Here is a 14092-nt window from a genome sequence, read left to right on the forward strand (position 1 = left end):
ACAATTAGCCTCATTTTTCTAATATCGTTAATGCTTCACCTGTTTTATAATATCCATTCATCACATCTTTTGGAACCATGCTACCACCAGTTCCCCACACAATATGAGTACCTTTCTTCATCTTCTCTGTTAACTGTTGTTTTTGTAAATACCCATCTTCTTTACATACTTTCACTGGCCCTATCATACCAGCTAATGCAGAAGGCTCTAAATAAATATCTTCTGTATCAGCTAGTTCTTTCAACAATCTATATAACTCTTCATCATTTACTGTGTAATTTCCACTCAGAAATGGTTCCATCGTTTTACCGACAAATCCAGACGGTCTTCCTACCGCTAGTCCGTCCGCATCTGTTACATTATCAATCCCGATATCTTGAACAGCAATTTTATCATGCAGTCCTGTCATTAAACCGAGTAACATACAAGGAGAGTGCGTAGGCTCCGCAAAGAAACAGTGCACGTTGTCTTTATACAATAACTTTAAACCAAATGCGACTCCGCCAGGTCCGCCCCCTACTCCGCACGGAAGGTAAACGAATAAAGGATGTTCTTCATCTACTACAATCTCTAACTCTTCTAATTGTTTTTGTAAACGCGATGCCGCTACTGCATATCCTAAAAATAAATCATGGGAGTTTTCATCATCTACAAAATAACAGCTAGGATCTGCATCTGCTTGCCTTCTTCCTTCTTCTACAGCTTTACTATAATCAGCTTCATATTCAATAACATTTACACCTTTGCTTCTTAATAAATCTTTTTTCCATTCTTTCGCATCTGCTGACATATGAACCGTAACATTAAAACCTAGTTTCGCACTCATAATCCCAATACTTAGCCCTAAATTACCTGTAGAACCTACCGCAATTGAGTATTTCGCAAAAAACTCTCTACATGTATCATTATCTAAAATAGAGTAATCATCATTTTCTGTTAACATTCCATGCTGCAACGCTAATTTCTCAGCATGTTTCAACACTTCATAAATGCCGCCTCTAGCTTTAATTGACCCTGATATCGGAAGATGACTATCACATTTTAATAATAATTCTCCTAAAATAGGTTGCTCGTAATGTTTCTCTAAAGCTTGTTTCATTGAAGGGATTTTGACTAAAGGTGATTCAATTATGCCTTTCGTCTCTTTCGTTTCTGGAAAAACTTTCGCAATATATGGTGCAAAACGCTTTAACCTCTCTTCGGCATCTTTTACATTTTCTTCATTCAATGGAGAATCTTTTATAGCCGTTTCATACTTTGCCATGTTCGGATTCAGCCAAAACACTTCTTCTGTTTCGATTAATTTATTTATTAGTGGATGTTCCTCTTTTAAATTCTCTAATCCGCTCATTTTTCTTCCTCCTCATAACCTTGTAGCTTACGATTCAATAAATTATAATTAAATTAATTTTAATATAGTTTAACACAAATTATTCACTATGGTTAATTTTAATTTAATTTATTTAAATATAATTTAATAATAATTAAGGAGCTTGTCATTATGGAAAATATAGATATTGGTAAAAAGATCGAAAAACAAAGAAAAGAAAAGGGTTTAACGAGTAAAGAACTCGCAAAGATGGCAGGTATTACACCATCTATGTTAAGTCAAATTGAGCGTGGGTCTGCTAACCCTTCTATTCAAACATTAAAAGTACTCGCAAAAGCGTTAGATGTTCCAACATTTAGCTTTTTACTTGAAGATACAAATACAGACGATTTAATTGTACGTTCTCATAAACGAAAAAAAATGATTATCGATAATTTATCATATGAATTGTTATCACCTGATTTCACAGGAAATTTAGCAACAGCAATTATGACTGTTCCGCCGAATACAGCTTCATCAGAAAATGTACTAGAACATAAAGGTGAAGAATTGGCATTTGTATTAGACGGGACAATCACATTACATTTAAACGAAGAAGAATACATATTAGAAACAGGTGATAGCGTAAAAATACCCGCCTATTTAAAACATAAATGGGTAAATCAATTCGAGAAAAATGCCATTGTTTTATTTTCCGTTACTCCGCCGATTTTTTAATAGATGTAATAAAAATAGCCACGTGCGGATTCCTCCGTACATGGCTATTTTTATTTTTTCGGCATGAACAAAATCCCTAAACTCATAACACAAAAACTGAGTATTTGCTGCATCGATAAACCAAATAGAACCGAGTTTTGTTCACTAACAAGCGAAATAATAATATGAGCAAACCCCTCAACTATTAGAAAAACACTTATATTCTTTCCGTTTCCAAGTCTTTCATTTTTCATCCATAACAAGCCCAGTATACAAAGGGCAAGGATGATTTCATATATGAAAATGGGATGATATAAAAATTTAGATTCATATATTTTCACACCCCAAGGCAGTGTCGTTTGTACACCTATTTTGTGGTGGAATAGAAAATAAAAAATAATACTCATACATAGCCCAATAGGCAATGCATCAAGTAAAATCCGAAGCGAAAATTGCTCTTTTTTACTTTCCCAAACAATATATGCACTCGCAATTACACAGCCTGCTATAATATGCTTCATACTTCCTATAGCTAATAATGCTTGCAATGGCGATTTAAAAGCCCATACTGGATTTATAATTGCCGGTGCAAATTTCCATACAAATACGATGATTAGAAAAGCATTTGTTACTGCATCCATCATTTTTTCATATGGTACACTTTCGTTCTTCATCTTTCGTTTCATCAACATAAATCCAAATAGACTTCCAATTATAAGAGATACAGGTTGTAACCTCACGATCCACTCCATCAATACAAAATCCCCTTAACTCTCAATTAATTTCTTAAATTTCTCTTCTAATTGATCTGGAGGTAATACACCTCGTACTTGCTCTACAATAATTCCATCTTTATTAACAAAAAATGTCGTTGGTAACGAAAATACTTTATAATCTAATCCAGCTACTCCGTCCATATCTAGTAAAACAGGAAACTTAAATCCGTGACGATCTGCAAATGCGCTCGCTTCTTGTACTGGATCTCCAATTGTCGCATTTACCGCAAAAATTTCAACATCCTTTTTATATTTATCATACAAATGAACTAAGTCAGGTGCCTCCATTTCACATGGGCCACACCATGATGCCCAAAAATTAATAAGATATGGTTTTCCTTTTGCATCATTTAACGAATGCAGCTTCCCGTCTAATCCTTTTAATGTTATGTTTGGCGCTTTAAACCCCACTTGTGGTAATACTTCTGTTTCTTGTAACTCCGCTTGTTTTGCTTTTCTTTCTTTTTCTTCTTTTTTTGTATTATAAAAGTTCACTCCGGCCCAAATTAGTGCCCCGGCTAGTATAATCGCAATTAGTTTCTTCACTTTTCTTCCTCCTCATTATTAAAAACCTGTAAATCCACCGAATAGGCGAATAAAGAATGCTGTAATTTTCGTCATTTGATTTGTATACAATAAAACACCTGTTATAATCATCATTCCGCCGCCAATTTTCATCATGACATTGGCATATGTAACAATCCATTTTACCTTCCCAATAAAGAATGCCATCACGAAAAACGGAACCGCGAACCCAAGAGTATATGCGGTAATATAAAGAAGTGCTCCTTCAGGATTCGTCGCACCAAGCATGAGTACAGCTGAAAATATCGGTCCAACACATGGCGTCCACCCCGCTGCATATGTCATACCGACTATAATAGAGCGAATATACCCAGTCGATTTACTTCTATACTGCACTTTTTTCTCTGCCATAAGCCACTTAGGTTGAAATAAGCCCGTCATAAACAATCCCATCAAAATAATGAAAATCCCACCAATTTGTTGAATCAATTTTTGGTTAGATGAAAATGTTATTCCAATCCAACTTACCGATAAACCTAACGCATAAAATATAACCGAAAATCCAATCACAAAAAATACGGTATGCATAATCGCTGATTTTTGCATCATCCCACGATTATCTTTTAAATCTTGAATAGAGACACCTGTAATATATGATAAATAAGATGGATATAGCGGTAAAGAACATGGTGATATAAATGACAATACCCCTGCCCCAGCTACAAGCCAAATTGTTAAATCTGCTGCATTCATTTTATTCCCCCTAAACACACTACAATGAGTAGTGTTAATTCTTAAAAAAAGAGGCTATATGCACTCTCCGACAATAAGTACAATCGATATACAGAATAAAGCTAATGTTACATATACCGAATTCGTATGTAATGGAATATTAAGCTTTACGACTTTTTCATTTAACACTTGCTCGATTCGTAAATTTATTGCTGTTTTTGCAAATGAAGCTGTCACACATCGATTTTCCATTGTCTTTATTTTAATTATTTTTAATAATGCGCTACCTAACTCGAATTTAGATTTCATTTTTCGCATTGCATATTTATCTGCAGCTAACTCCTGATACACATGATAGCGTTGCAATAGGCCTTTTAATATCGGGATGTATATCATTCCTTCTGCTAATAACGTAAAACAAAATAATTTTAACGGATCTCGATTACTTTGATGATATTCTTCATGGAAAATAATTGCATCCATTTCTTCATCTGAAAATGTTTGAAGCATACCTTCTGACATGACAACTTTCGGACGAAATAACCCAATTGTAAATGCCGCAACTTCCTCGGTCGGCAATATATATATCTGTTTTCCTTTTCGAATGAAAGGGATAAGTACTTTTTGTAACTTTTTACTATAGAAAAATTGCCTCCAAATTCTTTTGCACACGATGAACACAGTAAGTAGTAAAAATCCAGTAATTATAATACGAATGAGCGATAATTCCTTCATATGTTGTTCTAATTGGAACAAGCAAAAATTTGAAAGAAAGAACGCCTTATTTTGAAACAGGAATGGATATGTAACGTAATACACTAACATACTGAAAAAGAGGGTACTAACAATCACTGCTAACAATACGATTTTACGCATTTGCCATTTCATTTTATTGATCCTCTTTTTTTAACTGATTCAATTTGTCTTCTAATTTTTTTAATAAAATCGGATCAGCCTGTTCTAACTCATCTAGCATATGATTTACAACTAAATCTCCAAACTCCCCCATCAATTCCTGTGTCATTTTCTTCGTTTGATTGGATAAGAATTCTTCTTTTGTTTGTACAGCACGATATATGCCACTTCTTTTCACAGTCTGTTTTTCTAAGTGAAATTTCTCTACTAACCTGTTCATAACTGTCATGACCGTATTAAAATTCACAGGTGATTCTTCACTTAATTTCTGCTGCACTTCTTTAATCGTAATACCCTCGGTAGACCAAACAATCTCCATAATTTTCGCTTCAAGCGGTCCAAAGAAATGATTTAACCCTTGCTCATTTAACTTATAGTTTTGAGTAAACATAATGCGGCTCCTTTCACACTACGAATTGTAGTATAAATTAAATGAAAGGTCAAACACGAATAGGATACACTAAAATTCACTACCTATAAATACGTACGCCATTCCATTCATTATAATCCTAGCTTCTCTCCAAATGTTTCAAAGAGATACTGCTCTAATATTTGTACACTAAACTTCTCATTACGCCCAAGTGCAAATAATTCCCGATCTTTCGCTACGATAGTATCTAATGGAATAACGACATTATCCACTATTTTTGTAATTTCAATGATGTTACTTTTGACATTTACCTCTGTTTTAAATTCAATATTTTCTAATACGATATGTGAGCGTCTTCCTGATGCCAAAAAAGTAAAGTTAGGATTTTTATAAATGCCAATTTCACTCTCTAATGGGTATAAATACTGAAAAATGATATCTCTATGTCCATCTTTTATTATTTTTTCATCCTTCTCATCATCTAAGTATTCTTTCACCTTCGTTGTAAATTCAAATCGAAAATCCACTTTTTTCACGCTCCCTCTTTGTATTTTTATATTAAATAAATATATTGAAATAATTTTACCATATTGTGATTCAAGTTCCTATTAAAAGTAAAAACTCATTTGTAAAATCTCTATTATTTCCGATTCTTTTTTAAGTATAGGTACTAATTCAATATGAATTCATGCTTTGTTATATCTATTTAAACATATTGTTTCCATATTTTGAAACAATAGTATGAAGTATTATATATCGATAAAGTGAAACCTTTATCAGCTCTCACCACCTTTACTATTCCGATATACTGAAACTACATTTTCTACTTATTCATTACATAGAGAAGGAATGTAAGTCTCTTCTATCGAATTTTTATATAACGAAAATGATTAGGTGGTGCTTTACTATGAAATTAGCTGTCATTGGTGGCGGTGACTTGCAAGATTCAAATCACTCGCCTATTAATGAACGACTTATAGCATTAACAAATAAACAGTATCCAAAAGTATTATTCATTCCTACAGCAAGTCATGATGATGAAAGCTATATAAAACTATTTTTAGATACGTTCGAAAAACAATTACACTGTGAAGTACACATTTTACGTACTATAGCCGATACACCTTCTAAATATGAAATAGACGAAATGATTCAATCAGCTGATTTAATTTATCTCGGTGGCGGGAACTATATTCACATGCTTACACAATGGAAAGAACATAAACTAGATGAAAAATTATTATTTGCTTTGCAGCAAGGAACGCTCATTGCGGGGTATAGCGCCGGTGCTATGTGTTGGTTCACATCTAGTATCCGATCCGATTATGAAAGTTCTGGTTATATTGAGAGCAACGGCTGGGGGATTGTAAACAAAAGATTTTGTCCACATTATAATCAATTAAATAGAATGAACGCCTTCCATTCCTTTTTACAAAACCATCAAGGTAATATAGAAGGAATTGCACTAGAGGATAATTGCGCTTTATATATTACAGAAGAATCTTTTGAAATTATCGGCGAACCTGAAAAAGCGTGGGAGTTTTATATGAGTGATAACAAACTCATTAGACAACATTTTGATATTACGTTAAAAAGCTATTTATAAACTTATACTTACAAAAAATGTCCCTAAGTATAACAACTTAGGGACATTTGCATGATTTAACTCACTAATCGTGTAATTCGTTTCTTCTGCCATGAAAGCTTATAATATGCATACTGTAAAATTAAGCTGACAATAAATGCTGCTGGGTATCCAATCCATATCCCTTCTATACCAAGACTTGTATGGTAAGAAAGGTAATACGCTACAGGTACTTCAACAAGCCAAATTGATACCACGCCGATAACAGTTGGCCATAATACTGTACCACTTGCTCGCATTGTCGCACTAATAATTTGCGCATGACCGAAAATTAAATAGCTCCATAATGTAATCATAACGAGGCTGTGAGCAATATCAATAGTAGTTTGACTCGTTAAAAATAGTGATAGAATGTCTCTTGAGAACAAGTAAATAAGAGATATTAGCACACCACCGATGACATAGTTCATAATAATTCCGGCTTTCACGACTTTCTGCAATCGATCAAATTGATTTGCACCAATTGATTGTGCTGCAAAAATGGAAACTGTAATACCAAGGCTAACTGCTGGCATTTGTACATAACTTGCAACCTGATTCACGACGCCATATGCTGCTGTTGCATCCGAACCGTAACGATTTACAAACGCGATGACCGCAATTTCAGATAATGAAACTAATATCATATTAATACTCGCCGGAATACCGAGTCGTAGCAATAGCTTCAATAGCTCCCCATCCATGCGAAGATATTTCCTTACCGTACTATCTAATTGTAGTGGGTGATTTTTCTTCTTTAAATACACCAACATGACAATAAACGTAATAACTGTAGATATAACAGAAGCATACGCTGCTCCATACACATCTAATTTCGGAGCTCCTAACCATCCAAAAATAAGAATTGGTAATAAGATCATATTTAGCGCTGTACTTACAATTAAAAAGTAAAATGGCGTTTTGGAATCTCCTGTACCTCTCATAAATGTTGTATATGCGAAATATAAAAATAAGACTGGCATCGATATAAATAATATCCGTGCATAATGTACACTTATTTCAATAATATTTTCTGGCGTTCCCATAAGGCGCATAATATCCATTGCAAAAATACTGCCTACTATCGCCAACACAACTCCAATAATAAATGTAAATGTCAGCGTCGTACCAACGATAGCTTTTAAACGATCTTCGTTTTTAGCGCCAAACGCCTGACCAATTAAAATAGAACTACCTGAACCAATACCAATTACAAATGAAACGAGTAAGAAAAATAGAGGGAAGAATGCTGATATGGCTGCTAAATCATTAACTCCTAGCCATCTTCCCACTACTACCATACCGAATAATTGTCCAATCGATTGTAATACATTACTTAATAGTAACGGTACTAAAAACATGGACATCGACTTCCAAATCGGTTTACTCTCCCTTTCTAACTTATGTGACTCCACACCTTCTTTATTGTTATCTGTAGGTGGTTTCAAATTCCATTTCTCCTTTTATTAAAAATCTGTTTTTCAACTTCTATCTCTTTGTATAGTTGTTATAATAATGTGCTTCTATTCATTTTCTTTTCCGTATGATTATAACTTCACCCAATATTGGCTTCCATCAGCTGTTCTATCTAAAAACCCATATTCGATTAAATATCTTCTTAACGTTACAAAATCCGGATATACGCTTTCTATGACAGTATTTACTTCTTTTTCAGTGTACTTTTTATTACTATCAAACTTCTTCACTAAATGGCGTAATATAATTAATTTACGCTTTTGCTTTTTCGGAAATTTAGAAAGCGGTCCATCTAATCCTTCTGTAAAATGTGCTTTTAATACTTCATTATTTTCTTCTTCCGTAATATTGTAGCGATCATCTACCATCGTCGCTGTTCTATGAATAGGTACAAATTTCGTTTGTACTTTTGATTTTTCTTCTGACAGTTCCATTAAAGCTAAAAACACTTTCGCTTGCTTCATTTTCTCTCGAAGTGTAAATCGATGATTGCGAATGGTTGAAGTACTTCCGCCATCCATCTCTTTTACAATCTCTTTATCATTCAGCCCCATATGGAAAAACTGAACCATTTTCTTTTGCAAATCAGTTAAACCAGTATACTTCTTATCAAGATTTAATAAATAATCAAACATAGACGTATGTTCATTTTGCACATGCAATTGTACAAACTTCTCAGCTTCATACAAAACTTGATTATCTTGATAAATTACGCCCTTAATAAATGCTTCTCCACAAGCTAAACAAATATATCCCTCTGCTTCCGCTTCAAATACATACCCTTTCTTCAATTCCTCAATCGAAGCATCCCAAAACTTCTCTGAAATATCACTCATACTAAACACTCCTTTAAAATGTTTATCTAAAAATAGACATTTCCCAATAACGTTTACTACCACTTCATCATCTTAACATACAACAAACAAACATTTCAATGTTTCGTTTACCCATTTTATAAACTTTTATAAAAACGTCTATTAAATAATCCTATAGAAGGACTTAAAGCAATGAAAAACGAATGTATATAATACATAAATTACGATAGGATGTGAAACAAAACATGATGATAACTCTGCCAGATCCTTGGTTTACTGTTAAACAAATCGCTCGAAATACTTATGCCATTAGTGAATATGGACATTGGGAGAAAGTACATTCCTTCTTGCTGGTAGGCGATACTGCTGCAATTCTTATCGATACAGGACTTGGTATCGATAATTTAAAACGTATAACTGATCAACTAACAAACTTACCAATTACCGTTGTTACAACTCACGTCCATTGGGATCATATCGGTAGTCACGCACAATATGAAGAAATCTATGTACATGCTTTAGAAGCAGATTGGCTCATTAACGGCATAAAAGGACTTTCTATTACTCAAATTAGGCACGACATCGCTCGTGATATTACTTTACCTACACCTAAAACATTTCAACCTGAAGCATTCATTCCATTTCAAGGAACACCAACAAAATTACTACAAGATGGAGACATTATTGATATCGGAAATAGGAAAATTCAAATTATACATACCCCAGGTCACTCGCCAGGACATATTTGTATATACGATTATGAAACTGCGTTTTTATTCACAGGAGATTTACTTTATGAAGGAACGATTTTTGCGTTTTATCCATCGACAAACCCTGTAGACTTAGTCCAGTCTCTAAAGAAAATTATAAATTTCTCCCCTATTAAACAAATTTACGGCTCACATCATACTCTTGGCCTTCCACCTACTATTTTGAAAGAACTAAAATACGCTATTCAATACTTGAGTGATAACAACCTCGTTCACCATGGAACCGGTACTCACTCATTCCAAAACTTTAGTATTCAGTTTTAACTACAAAAAAGGTGTTTCCGTATACGAAAACACCTTTTATCCATTATATATTCTATTTGCAATCTCTAGTAATACTTTACTTGCCTGTACGAATATATGCTTTAGGCTTCGATCTTCAACAAATTTATTAGCACAGCTACCCATAATCATCATACAACTAATTATGACTAATGCTAACTTTTTATTCTTATAAGCCACTTCATGCCACTCCACCACTAAAAAACTTCCTTTGAATTTACCCCATCAAGAAATTTTACATGAATAATAAAACGTGTGAATATGCAATTCTGCATATTCACACGTTTTATTACGATGTTGTGATTTAATTTAATTAGAGTACGCGGATACCGAGGTGACTAACTTGAAATTTAAAGCGAAAAAGAATCCATTTCACGTCATTTTTATTACATTATTTATCAGTATTTTTCTCGTTTCACTATTCTTCCAAAATGAAAATTCTATTTTTTTCACTCTCATGATGCTACTAAATGTCGTGAATCTTTCTTCATTCTATTTTTCTCACTACAATGTAACGGAAACATCTCTTGTTGTAAAACATGGTTTTGTATTTCATACTGAAATTCCATTTGAAGATATTCGTCACGTTAAATTCTCCGGCAAAACACTTCGCTCAGAGAAGTGGACTAGGCAGCAATTAGAAATCCATTACAATTTATTTGATTCTGTGACAACTTTCGTACCCAAAGAAGAAGAAAAATTCATTGCACTCTTAAAAGAAAACTGTCCACAAATGAAAGTATTGAATAGTCCTGCTAACAAATAATATATTTTGGCACTTGCAGTAATACAAATGGAAGACATACAAATATATCAAAAAAGCCAAGATTCTAAACAAAGAACCTTGGCTTTTTCTATTACTCTTTCGGAGCAATCATTTTTTTCGGATCTACAATTTCATCAAACTGCTCTTCTGTTAGTAGTCCAGATTGCAGTGCTGCTTCTTTTAGCGTTAACCCATCTTTATGAGCATGCTTCGCAATTTTCGCTGCATTTTCATATCCGATATGCGGGTTTAATGCTGTAACAAGCATTAATGAACGATTCACATTCTCTTTAATTACTTCTCCATCTGCTTCAATACCAACTGCACAATTATCATTAAATGAAACAATTGCATCTGCCAATAAGTGAGCGGATTGTAAAAAGTTATATGCAATAACAGGTTTAAATACATTCAATTCAAAATTACCTTGGCTCGCAGCAAATCCGATTGTTGCGTCATTTCCCATCACTTGCGCTACAACCATCGTTAACGCTTCACTTTGCGTTGGATTTACTTTACCTGGCATAATAGAGCTTCCTGGCTCATTTGCCGGAATAATAATTTCGCCTAGACCACTGCGTGGACCGCTTGCCAACCAGCGTACATCGTTAGCTATCTTCATTAAATCAGCAGCTAATGCCTTTAATGCACCATGCGTATATACAACTTCATCATGGCTCGTTAAGGCGTGGAACTTATTTGGTGCAGAAATAAATTGCTTACCTGTAAATTGGCTAATTTCCTCTGACACCATCTCACCAAATTTAGGATGGGCATTAATACCAGTTCCAACTGCAGTACCACCAATCGCAAGCTCTTTCATATATGTATTGCTCTCTGCAACCATACGCTCTGTTTTTTCAAGCATACGGTGCCATCCGCTAATTTCTTGTCCTAATGTTAACGGTGTTGCATCTTGTAAATGTGTACGACCAATTTTTATAATATGTTCAAATGCAGTTACTTTTTCTGCTAACGTTTCTTTTAATTTCGTAATTGCTGGTAATACGTGATTTTCTACTGCGATTACACATGCTACATGAAGCGCTGTTGGAAATGTATCATTTGAACTTTGAGACATGTTCACATCATCGTTCGGATGAATATGTACGTCAGATCCCTTCTCCTTCAAAATTTGATTCCCTCGATTTGCAATTACTTCATTCACATTCATGTTTGACTGAGTACCACTACCTGTTTGCCATACGACAAGTGGAAAATGTTCATTCCATTTCCCTTCAATGACTTCGTCAGCTGCTGCCACAATTGCTTTTGCTTTTTCTTCTGATAGCTTTCCTAATTTTTGATTGCTAAGTGCTGCACTCTTTTTTAAAATCGCAAATGCTTTTACAATTTCAAGCGGCATTTGCTCTGTTCCAATCGGGAAGTTTTCTTTACTACGTTGTGTTTGTGCTGCCCATAATTTATCAGCTGGAACTTTTATTTCTCCTATTGTATCTCTTTCAATTCTGTACTCCATTTTTTCATCCCCTTGAAAATAAAATACCTACATTTCTTATATTAACAGACTTTTACCCAGATGATAAGGATTCTCACTCGTATATATAAAAAAATACCTCCTGCCATCGCAGAAGGTATTTTTTTTATGATGCTTGCTTTCCTTTTTCAACGTCATCTACATACCAGATGAATTTGCCTGTATATCCATAAATAACCGCCAAAATTAATGAAACAAAGCTTAACCACATAAACGGAACGTATGAGAACGTTGCTACACCTAAAATACCAGCCATAAAAATACCATTATCCGACCACGGAACCATACCAGAAGTTAACGTTCCACCTACTTCTGAGTTACGCGCTAATACACGTCGGTCTATTTTTAATTTATCATAGCTATCTTCCATAATTTTCGGAGTTAAAATTAGTGATACGTACATCGCACAACCAAATATATTAGCTAAGAATGCCACGATTAATGTAGACAATGTTACATTACCTGCAGAATTTAATTTTTTCTCGAATTTGGATACGATTACTTTTAAAACACCTAGTTTTTCAAGTAAGCCACCAAATCCTAAGCCGAAAATAATAACGGCCACTGAGCCAAGCATTCCGTTAATTCCACCACGGTTTAATAACTTGTCAACAAACTCAACACCAGATTGAATTGAGAATCCGTTATACGCTGTTCCAATCGCCTCTCCAAAGTTCATTCCTTGGAAAAGAGTTGCCCAAATTGCACCAATTAAAGCTCCCATTGCAATTGTCGGCATAGACGGTTTCTTCATCGCTAATAGAACGATAACAATAACCGCCGGAACAAGCATCCATATTTTAATATCAAATTGCTTTAATAAAGCTTCTTTTAAAAACTCTACTCGATTCAAATCTACATTATCGCCACCATACATCCAACCAGCTACAGTAAACATAATGCTAGTAATAATATAAGCCGGAACATCTAATACGAGCATAGCTCGAACGTGAGCAATAACATCTACTTTCGCCATAGAAGCTGCAAGAACTGTACTATCAGAAAGTGGTGATAATTTGTCACCGAAATAAGCTCCTGAAAGAACTGCACCAGCAACAAGCGGAAGTGGTAAACCAAGTCCTTCACCAATCGCCATCATAGCAATACCCGCTGTTCCTACTGTTCCCCATGATGTTCCTGTCGCGATAGAAGTTATCGAACAAATAATTAATGTTGCCAGTAAGAATATGCTAGGGTGAATAAACTCTAATCCATAATAGATTAATGTTGGTACTACGCCACCAGCAATCCAAGTTCCAATTAAAGCACCTACTGCAACTAAAATCAGTATTGCTTCTAATCCGTTAGAAATCCCTTTCGTAATTGCATCTTGCAATTCTTGATAACGAAATCCTAATCTTAATCCAAGCGCAATTACTAAAAACCATGAAATAAATAGCGCTAATTGAATTGGGAGATCAAAAATCGTTTGGAAGGAAAAGACAACAGCAAGAAATAGTAATAAAAGAACTATGATTTCTAGCATCGATGGTAATCTTACACTTTTCATTTTTTTC

At 34.4% G+C, this 14092-nt stretch carries 16 protein-coding genes; 4 read left to right on the top strand and 12 right to left on the bottom strand.

Annotation, left to right across the window (positions count from 1 at the left end; all coding sequences use genetic code 11):
* Window positions 1-10: 10 nt before the first annotated feature.
* Window positions 11-1351, bottom strand: a complete 1341-nt coding sequence (locus K5S59_RS00280; RefSeq protein WP_000015620.1) for a D-serine ammonia-lyase — start codon at window positions 1349-1351, stop codon at window positions 11-13.
* A gap of 150 nt (window positions 1352-1501) precedes the next feature.
* Here K5S59_RS00280 and K5S59_RS00285 point away from each other — a divergent pair, with 150 nt between their 5' ends.
* Window positions 1502-2047, top strand: coding sequence for a helix-turn-helix domain-containing protein (locus K5S59_RS00285; RefSeq protein WP_000427651.1), 546 nt, complete (start codon window positions 1502-1504; stop codon window positions 2045-2047).
* 50 nt (window positions 2048-2097) lie between these two features.
* Here K5S59_RS00285 and K5S59_RS00290 read toward each other — a convergent pair whose 3' ends face one another.
* From K5S59_RS00290 to K5S59_RS00315, 6 genes are all read right to left on the bottom strand, one after another.
* Window positions 2098-2778: a prolipoprotein diacylglyceryl transferase family protein gene (locus tag K5S59_RS00290; protein ID WP_000454862.1), complete on the bottom strand. Its 681-nt coding sequence runs from the start codon at window positions 2776-2778 to the stop codon at window positions 2098-2100.
* Window positions 2779-2793: 15 nt separating this feature from the next.
* The gene (locus K5S59_RS00295) at window positions 2794-3348 is read right to left on the bottom strand and encodes a TlpA family protein disulfide reductase (RefSeq protein ID WP_000733167.1); all 555 of its coding nucleotides are present in this window, start codon (window positions 3346-3348) and stop codon (window positions 2794-2796) included.
* Window positions 3349-3366: 18 nt separating this feature from the next.
* Window positions 3367-4080, bottom strand: coding sequence for a cytochrome c-type biogenesis protein CcdA (gene ccdA / locus K5S59_RS00300; protein WP_000990434.1), 714 nt, complete (start codon window positions 4078-4080; stop codon window positions 3367-3369).
* A 54-nt stretch (window positions 4081-4134) separates the two neighbouring features.
* On the bottom strand, window positions 4135-4947 hold the full coding sequence (locus K5S59_RS00305; RefSeq protein ID WP_000871953.1) for a M56 family metallopeptidase: 813 nt from the start codon (window positions 4945-4947) through the stop codon (window positions 4135-4137).
* A 1-nt stretch (window position 4948) separates the two neighbouring features.
* A complete protein-coding gene (locus K5S59_RS00310) occupies window positions 4949-5365 on the bottom strand; it encodes a BlaI/MecI/CopY family transcriptional regulator (RefSeq protein ID WP_000495067.1) in 417 nt (138 codons plus the stop codon).
* A gap of 110 nt (window positions 5366-5475) precedes the next feature.
* Window positions 5476-5871, bottom strand: coding sequence for a DUF3942 family protein (locus K5S59_RS00315; RefSeq protein WP_016088463.1), 396 nt, complete (start codon window positions 5869-5871; stop codon window positions 5476-5478).
* A 380-nt stretch (window positions 5872-6251) separates the two neighbouring features.
* Here K5S59_RS00315 and K5S59_RS00320 point away from each other — a divergent pair, with 380 nt between their 5' ends.
* Window positions 6252-6950, top strand: coding sequence for a peptidase E (locus tag K5S59_RS00320; RefSeq protein WP_120449818.1), 699 nt, complete (start codon window positions 6252-6254; stop codon window positions 6948-6950).
* 56 nt (window positions 6951-7006) lie between these two features.
* On the opposite strand, the gene K5S59_RS00325 is transcribed toward K5S59_RS00320, so the two are convergent.
* A complete protein-coding gene (locus K5S59_RS00325; protein WP_120449816.1) occupies window positions 7007-8416 on the bottom strand; it encodes an MATE family efflux transporter in 1410 nt (469 codons plus the stop codon).
* Between the two features lie 99 nt (window positions 8417-8515).
* Window positions 8516-9280, bottom strand: coding sequence for a DUF2087 domain-containing protein (locus tag K5S59_RS00330; RefSeq protein ID WP_098257695.1), 765 nt, complete (start codon window positions 9278-9280; stop codon window positions 8516-8518).
* Window positions 9281-9507: 227 nt separating this feature from the next.
* Between K5S59_RS00330 and K5S59_RS00335 the strand changes: the two genes are divergently transcribed.
* Window positions 9508-10293: an MBL fold metallo-hydrolase gene (locus tag K5S59_RS00335; RefSeq protein ID WP_033656311.1), complete on the top strand. Its 786-nt coding sequence runs from the start codon at window positions 9508-9510 to the stop codon at window positions 10291-10293.
* A 36-nt stretch (window positions 10294-10329) separates the two neighbouring features.
* Here the strand turns inward: K5S59_RS00335 and K5S59_RS00340 are convergent, their stop codons facing one another.
* Window positions 10330-10509 (bottom strand): hypothetical protein, encoded by a 180-nt coding sequence (locus K5S59_RS00340; protein ID WP_000230644.1) that lies wholly within the window; start codon window positions 10507-10509, stop codon window positions 10330-10332.
* 145 nt (window positions 10510-10654) lie between these two features.
* Here K5S59_RS00340 and K5S59_RS00345 point away from each other — a divergent pair, with 145 nt between their 5' ends.
* Window positions 10655-11077 (top strand): PH domain-containing protein, encoded by a 423-nt coding sequence (locus K5S59_RS00345; protein WP_000669082.1) that lies wholly within the window; start codon window positions 10655-10657, stop codon window positions 11075-11077.
* Between the two features lie 91 nt (window positions 11078-11168).
* On the opposite strand, the gene fumC is transcribed toward K5S59_RS00345, so the two are convergent.
* Window positions 11169-12557 carry a class II fumarate hydratase gene (gene fumC / locus K5S59_RS00350; RefSeq protein WP_000456600.1) on the bottom strand — a complete coding sequence of 463 codons (1389 nt, stop codon included), beginning with the start codon at window positions 12555-12557 and terminating at the stop codon, window positions 11169-11171.
* A 124-nt stretch (window positions 12558-12681) separates the two neighbouring features.
* A complete protein-coding gene (nhaC, locus tag K5S59_RS00355; protein WP_097843269.1) occupies window positions 12682-14085 on the bottom strand; it encodes a Na+/H+ antiporter NhaC in 1404 nt (467 codons plus the stop codon).
* Window positions 14086-14092 lie beyond the last annotated feature (7 nt).

The sequence above is a fragment of the Bacillus sp. BML-BC051 genome (assembly GCF_019656175.1).
GTDB classification, from domain to species: domain Bacteria; phylum Bacillota; class Bacilli; order Bacillales; family Bacillaceae_G; genus Bacillus_A; species Bacillus_A mobilis.

Coding starts and splice junctions, on each gene's coding strand:
- K5S59_RS00305 (WP_000871953.1), bottom strand. CDS start 4,947: ATGAAATGGCAAATGCGTAAAATCGTATTGTTAGCAGTGATTGTTAGT.
- nhaC (WP_097843269.1), bottom strand. CDS start 14,085: ATGAAAAGTGTAAGATTACCATCGATGCTAGAAATCATAGTTCTTTTA.
- K5S59_RS00310 (WP_000495067.1), bottom strand. CDS start 5,365: ATGTTTACTCAAAACTATAAGTTAAATGAGCAAGGGTTAAATCATTTC.
- K5S59_RS00330 (WP_098257695.1), bottom strand. CDS start 9,280: ATGAGTGATATTTCAGAGAAGTTTTGGGATGCTTCGATTGAGGAATTG.
- K5S59_RS00290 (WP_000454862.1), bottom strand. CDS start 2,778: ATGGAGTGGATCGTGAGGTTACAACCTGTATCTCTTATAATTGGAAGT.
- K5S59_RS00335 (WP_033656311.1), top strand. CDS start 9,508: ATGATAACTCTGCCAGATCCTTGGTTTACTGTTAAACAAATCGCTCGA.
- K5S59_RS00285 (WP_000427651.1), top strand. CDS start 1,502: ATGGAAAATATAGATATTGGTAAAAAGATCGAAAAACAAAGAAAAGAA.
- ccdA (WP_000990434.1), bottom strand. CDS start 4,080: ATGAATGCAGCAGATTTAACAATTTGGCTTGTAGCTGGGGCAGGGGTA.
- K5S59_RS00320 (WP_120449818.1), top strand. CDS start 6,252: ATGAAATTAGCTGTCATTGGTGGCGGTGACTTGCAAGATTCAAATCAC.
- fumC (WP_000456600.1), bottom strand. CDS start 12,557: ATGGAGTACAGAATTGAAAGAGATACAATAGGAGAAATAAAAGTTCCA.
- K5S59_RS00280 (WP_000015620.1), bottom strand. CDS start 1,351: ATGAGCGGATTAGAGAATTTAAAAGAGGAACATCCACTAATAAATAAA.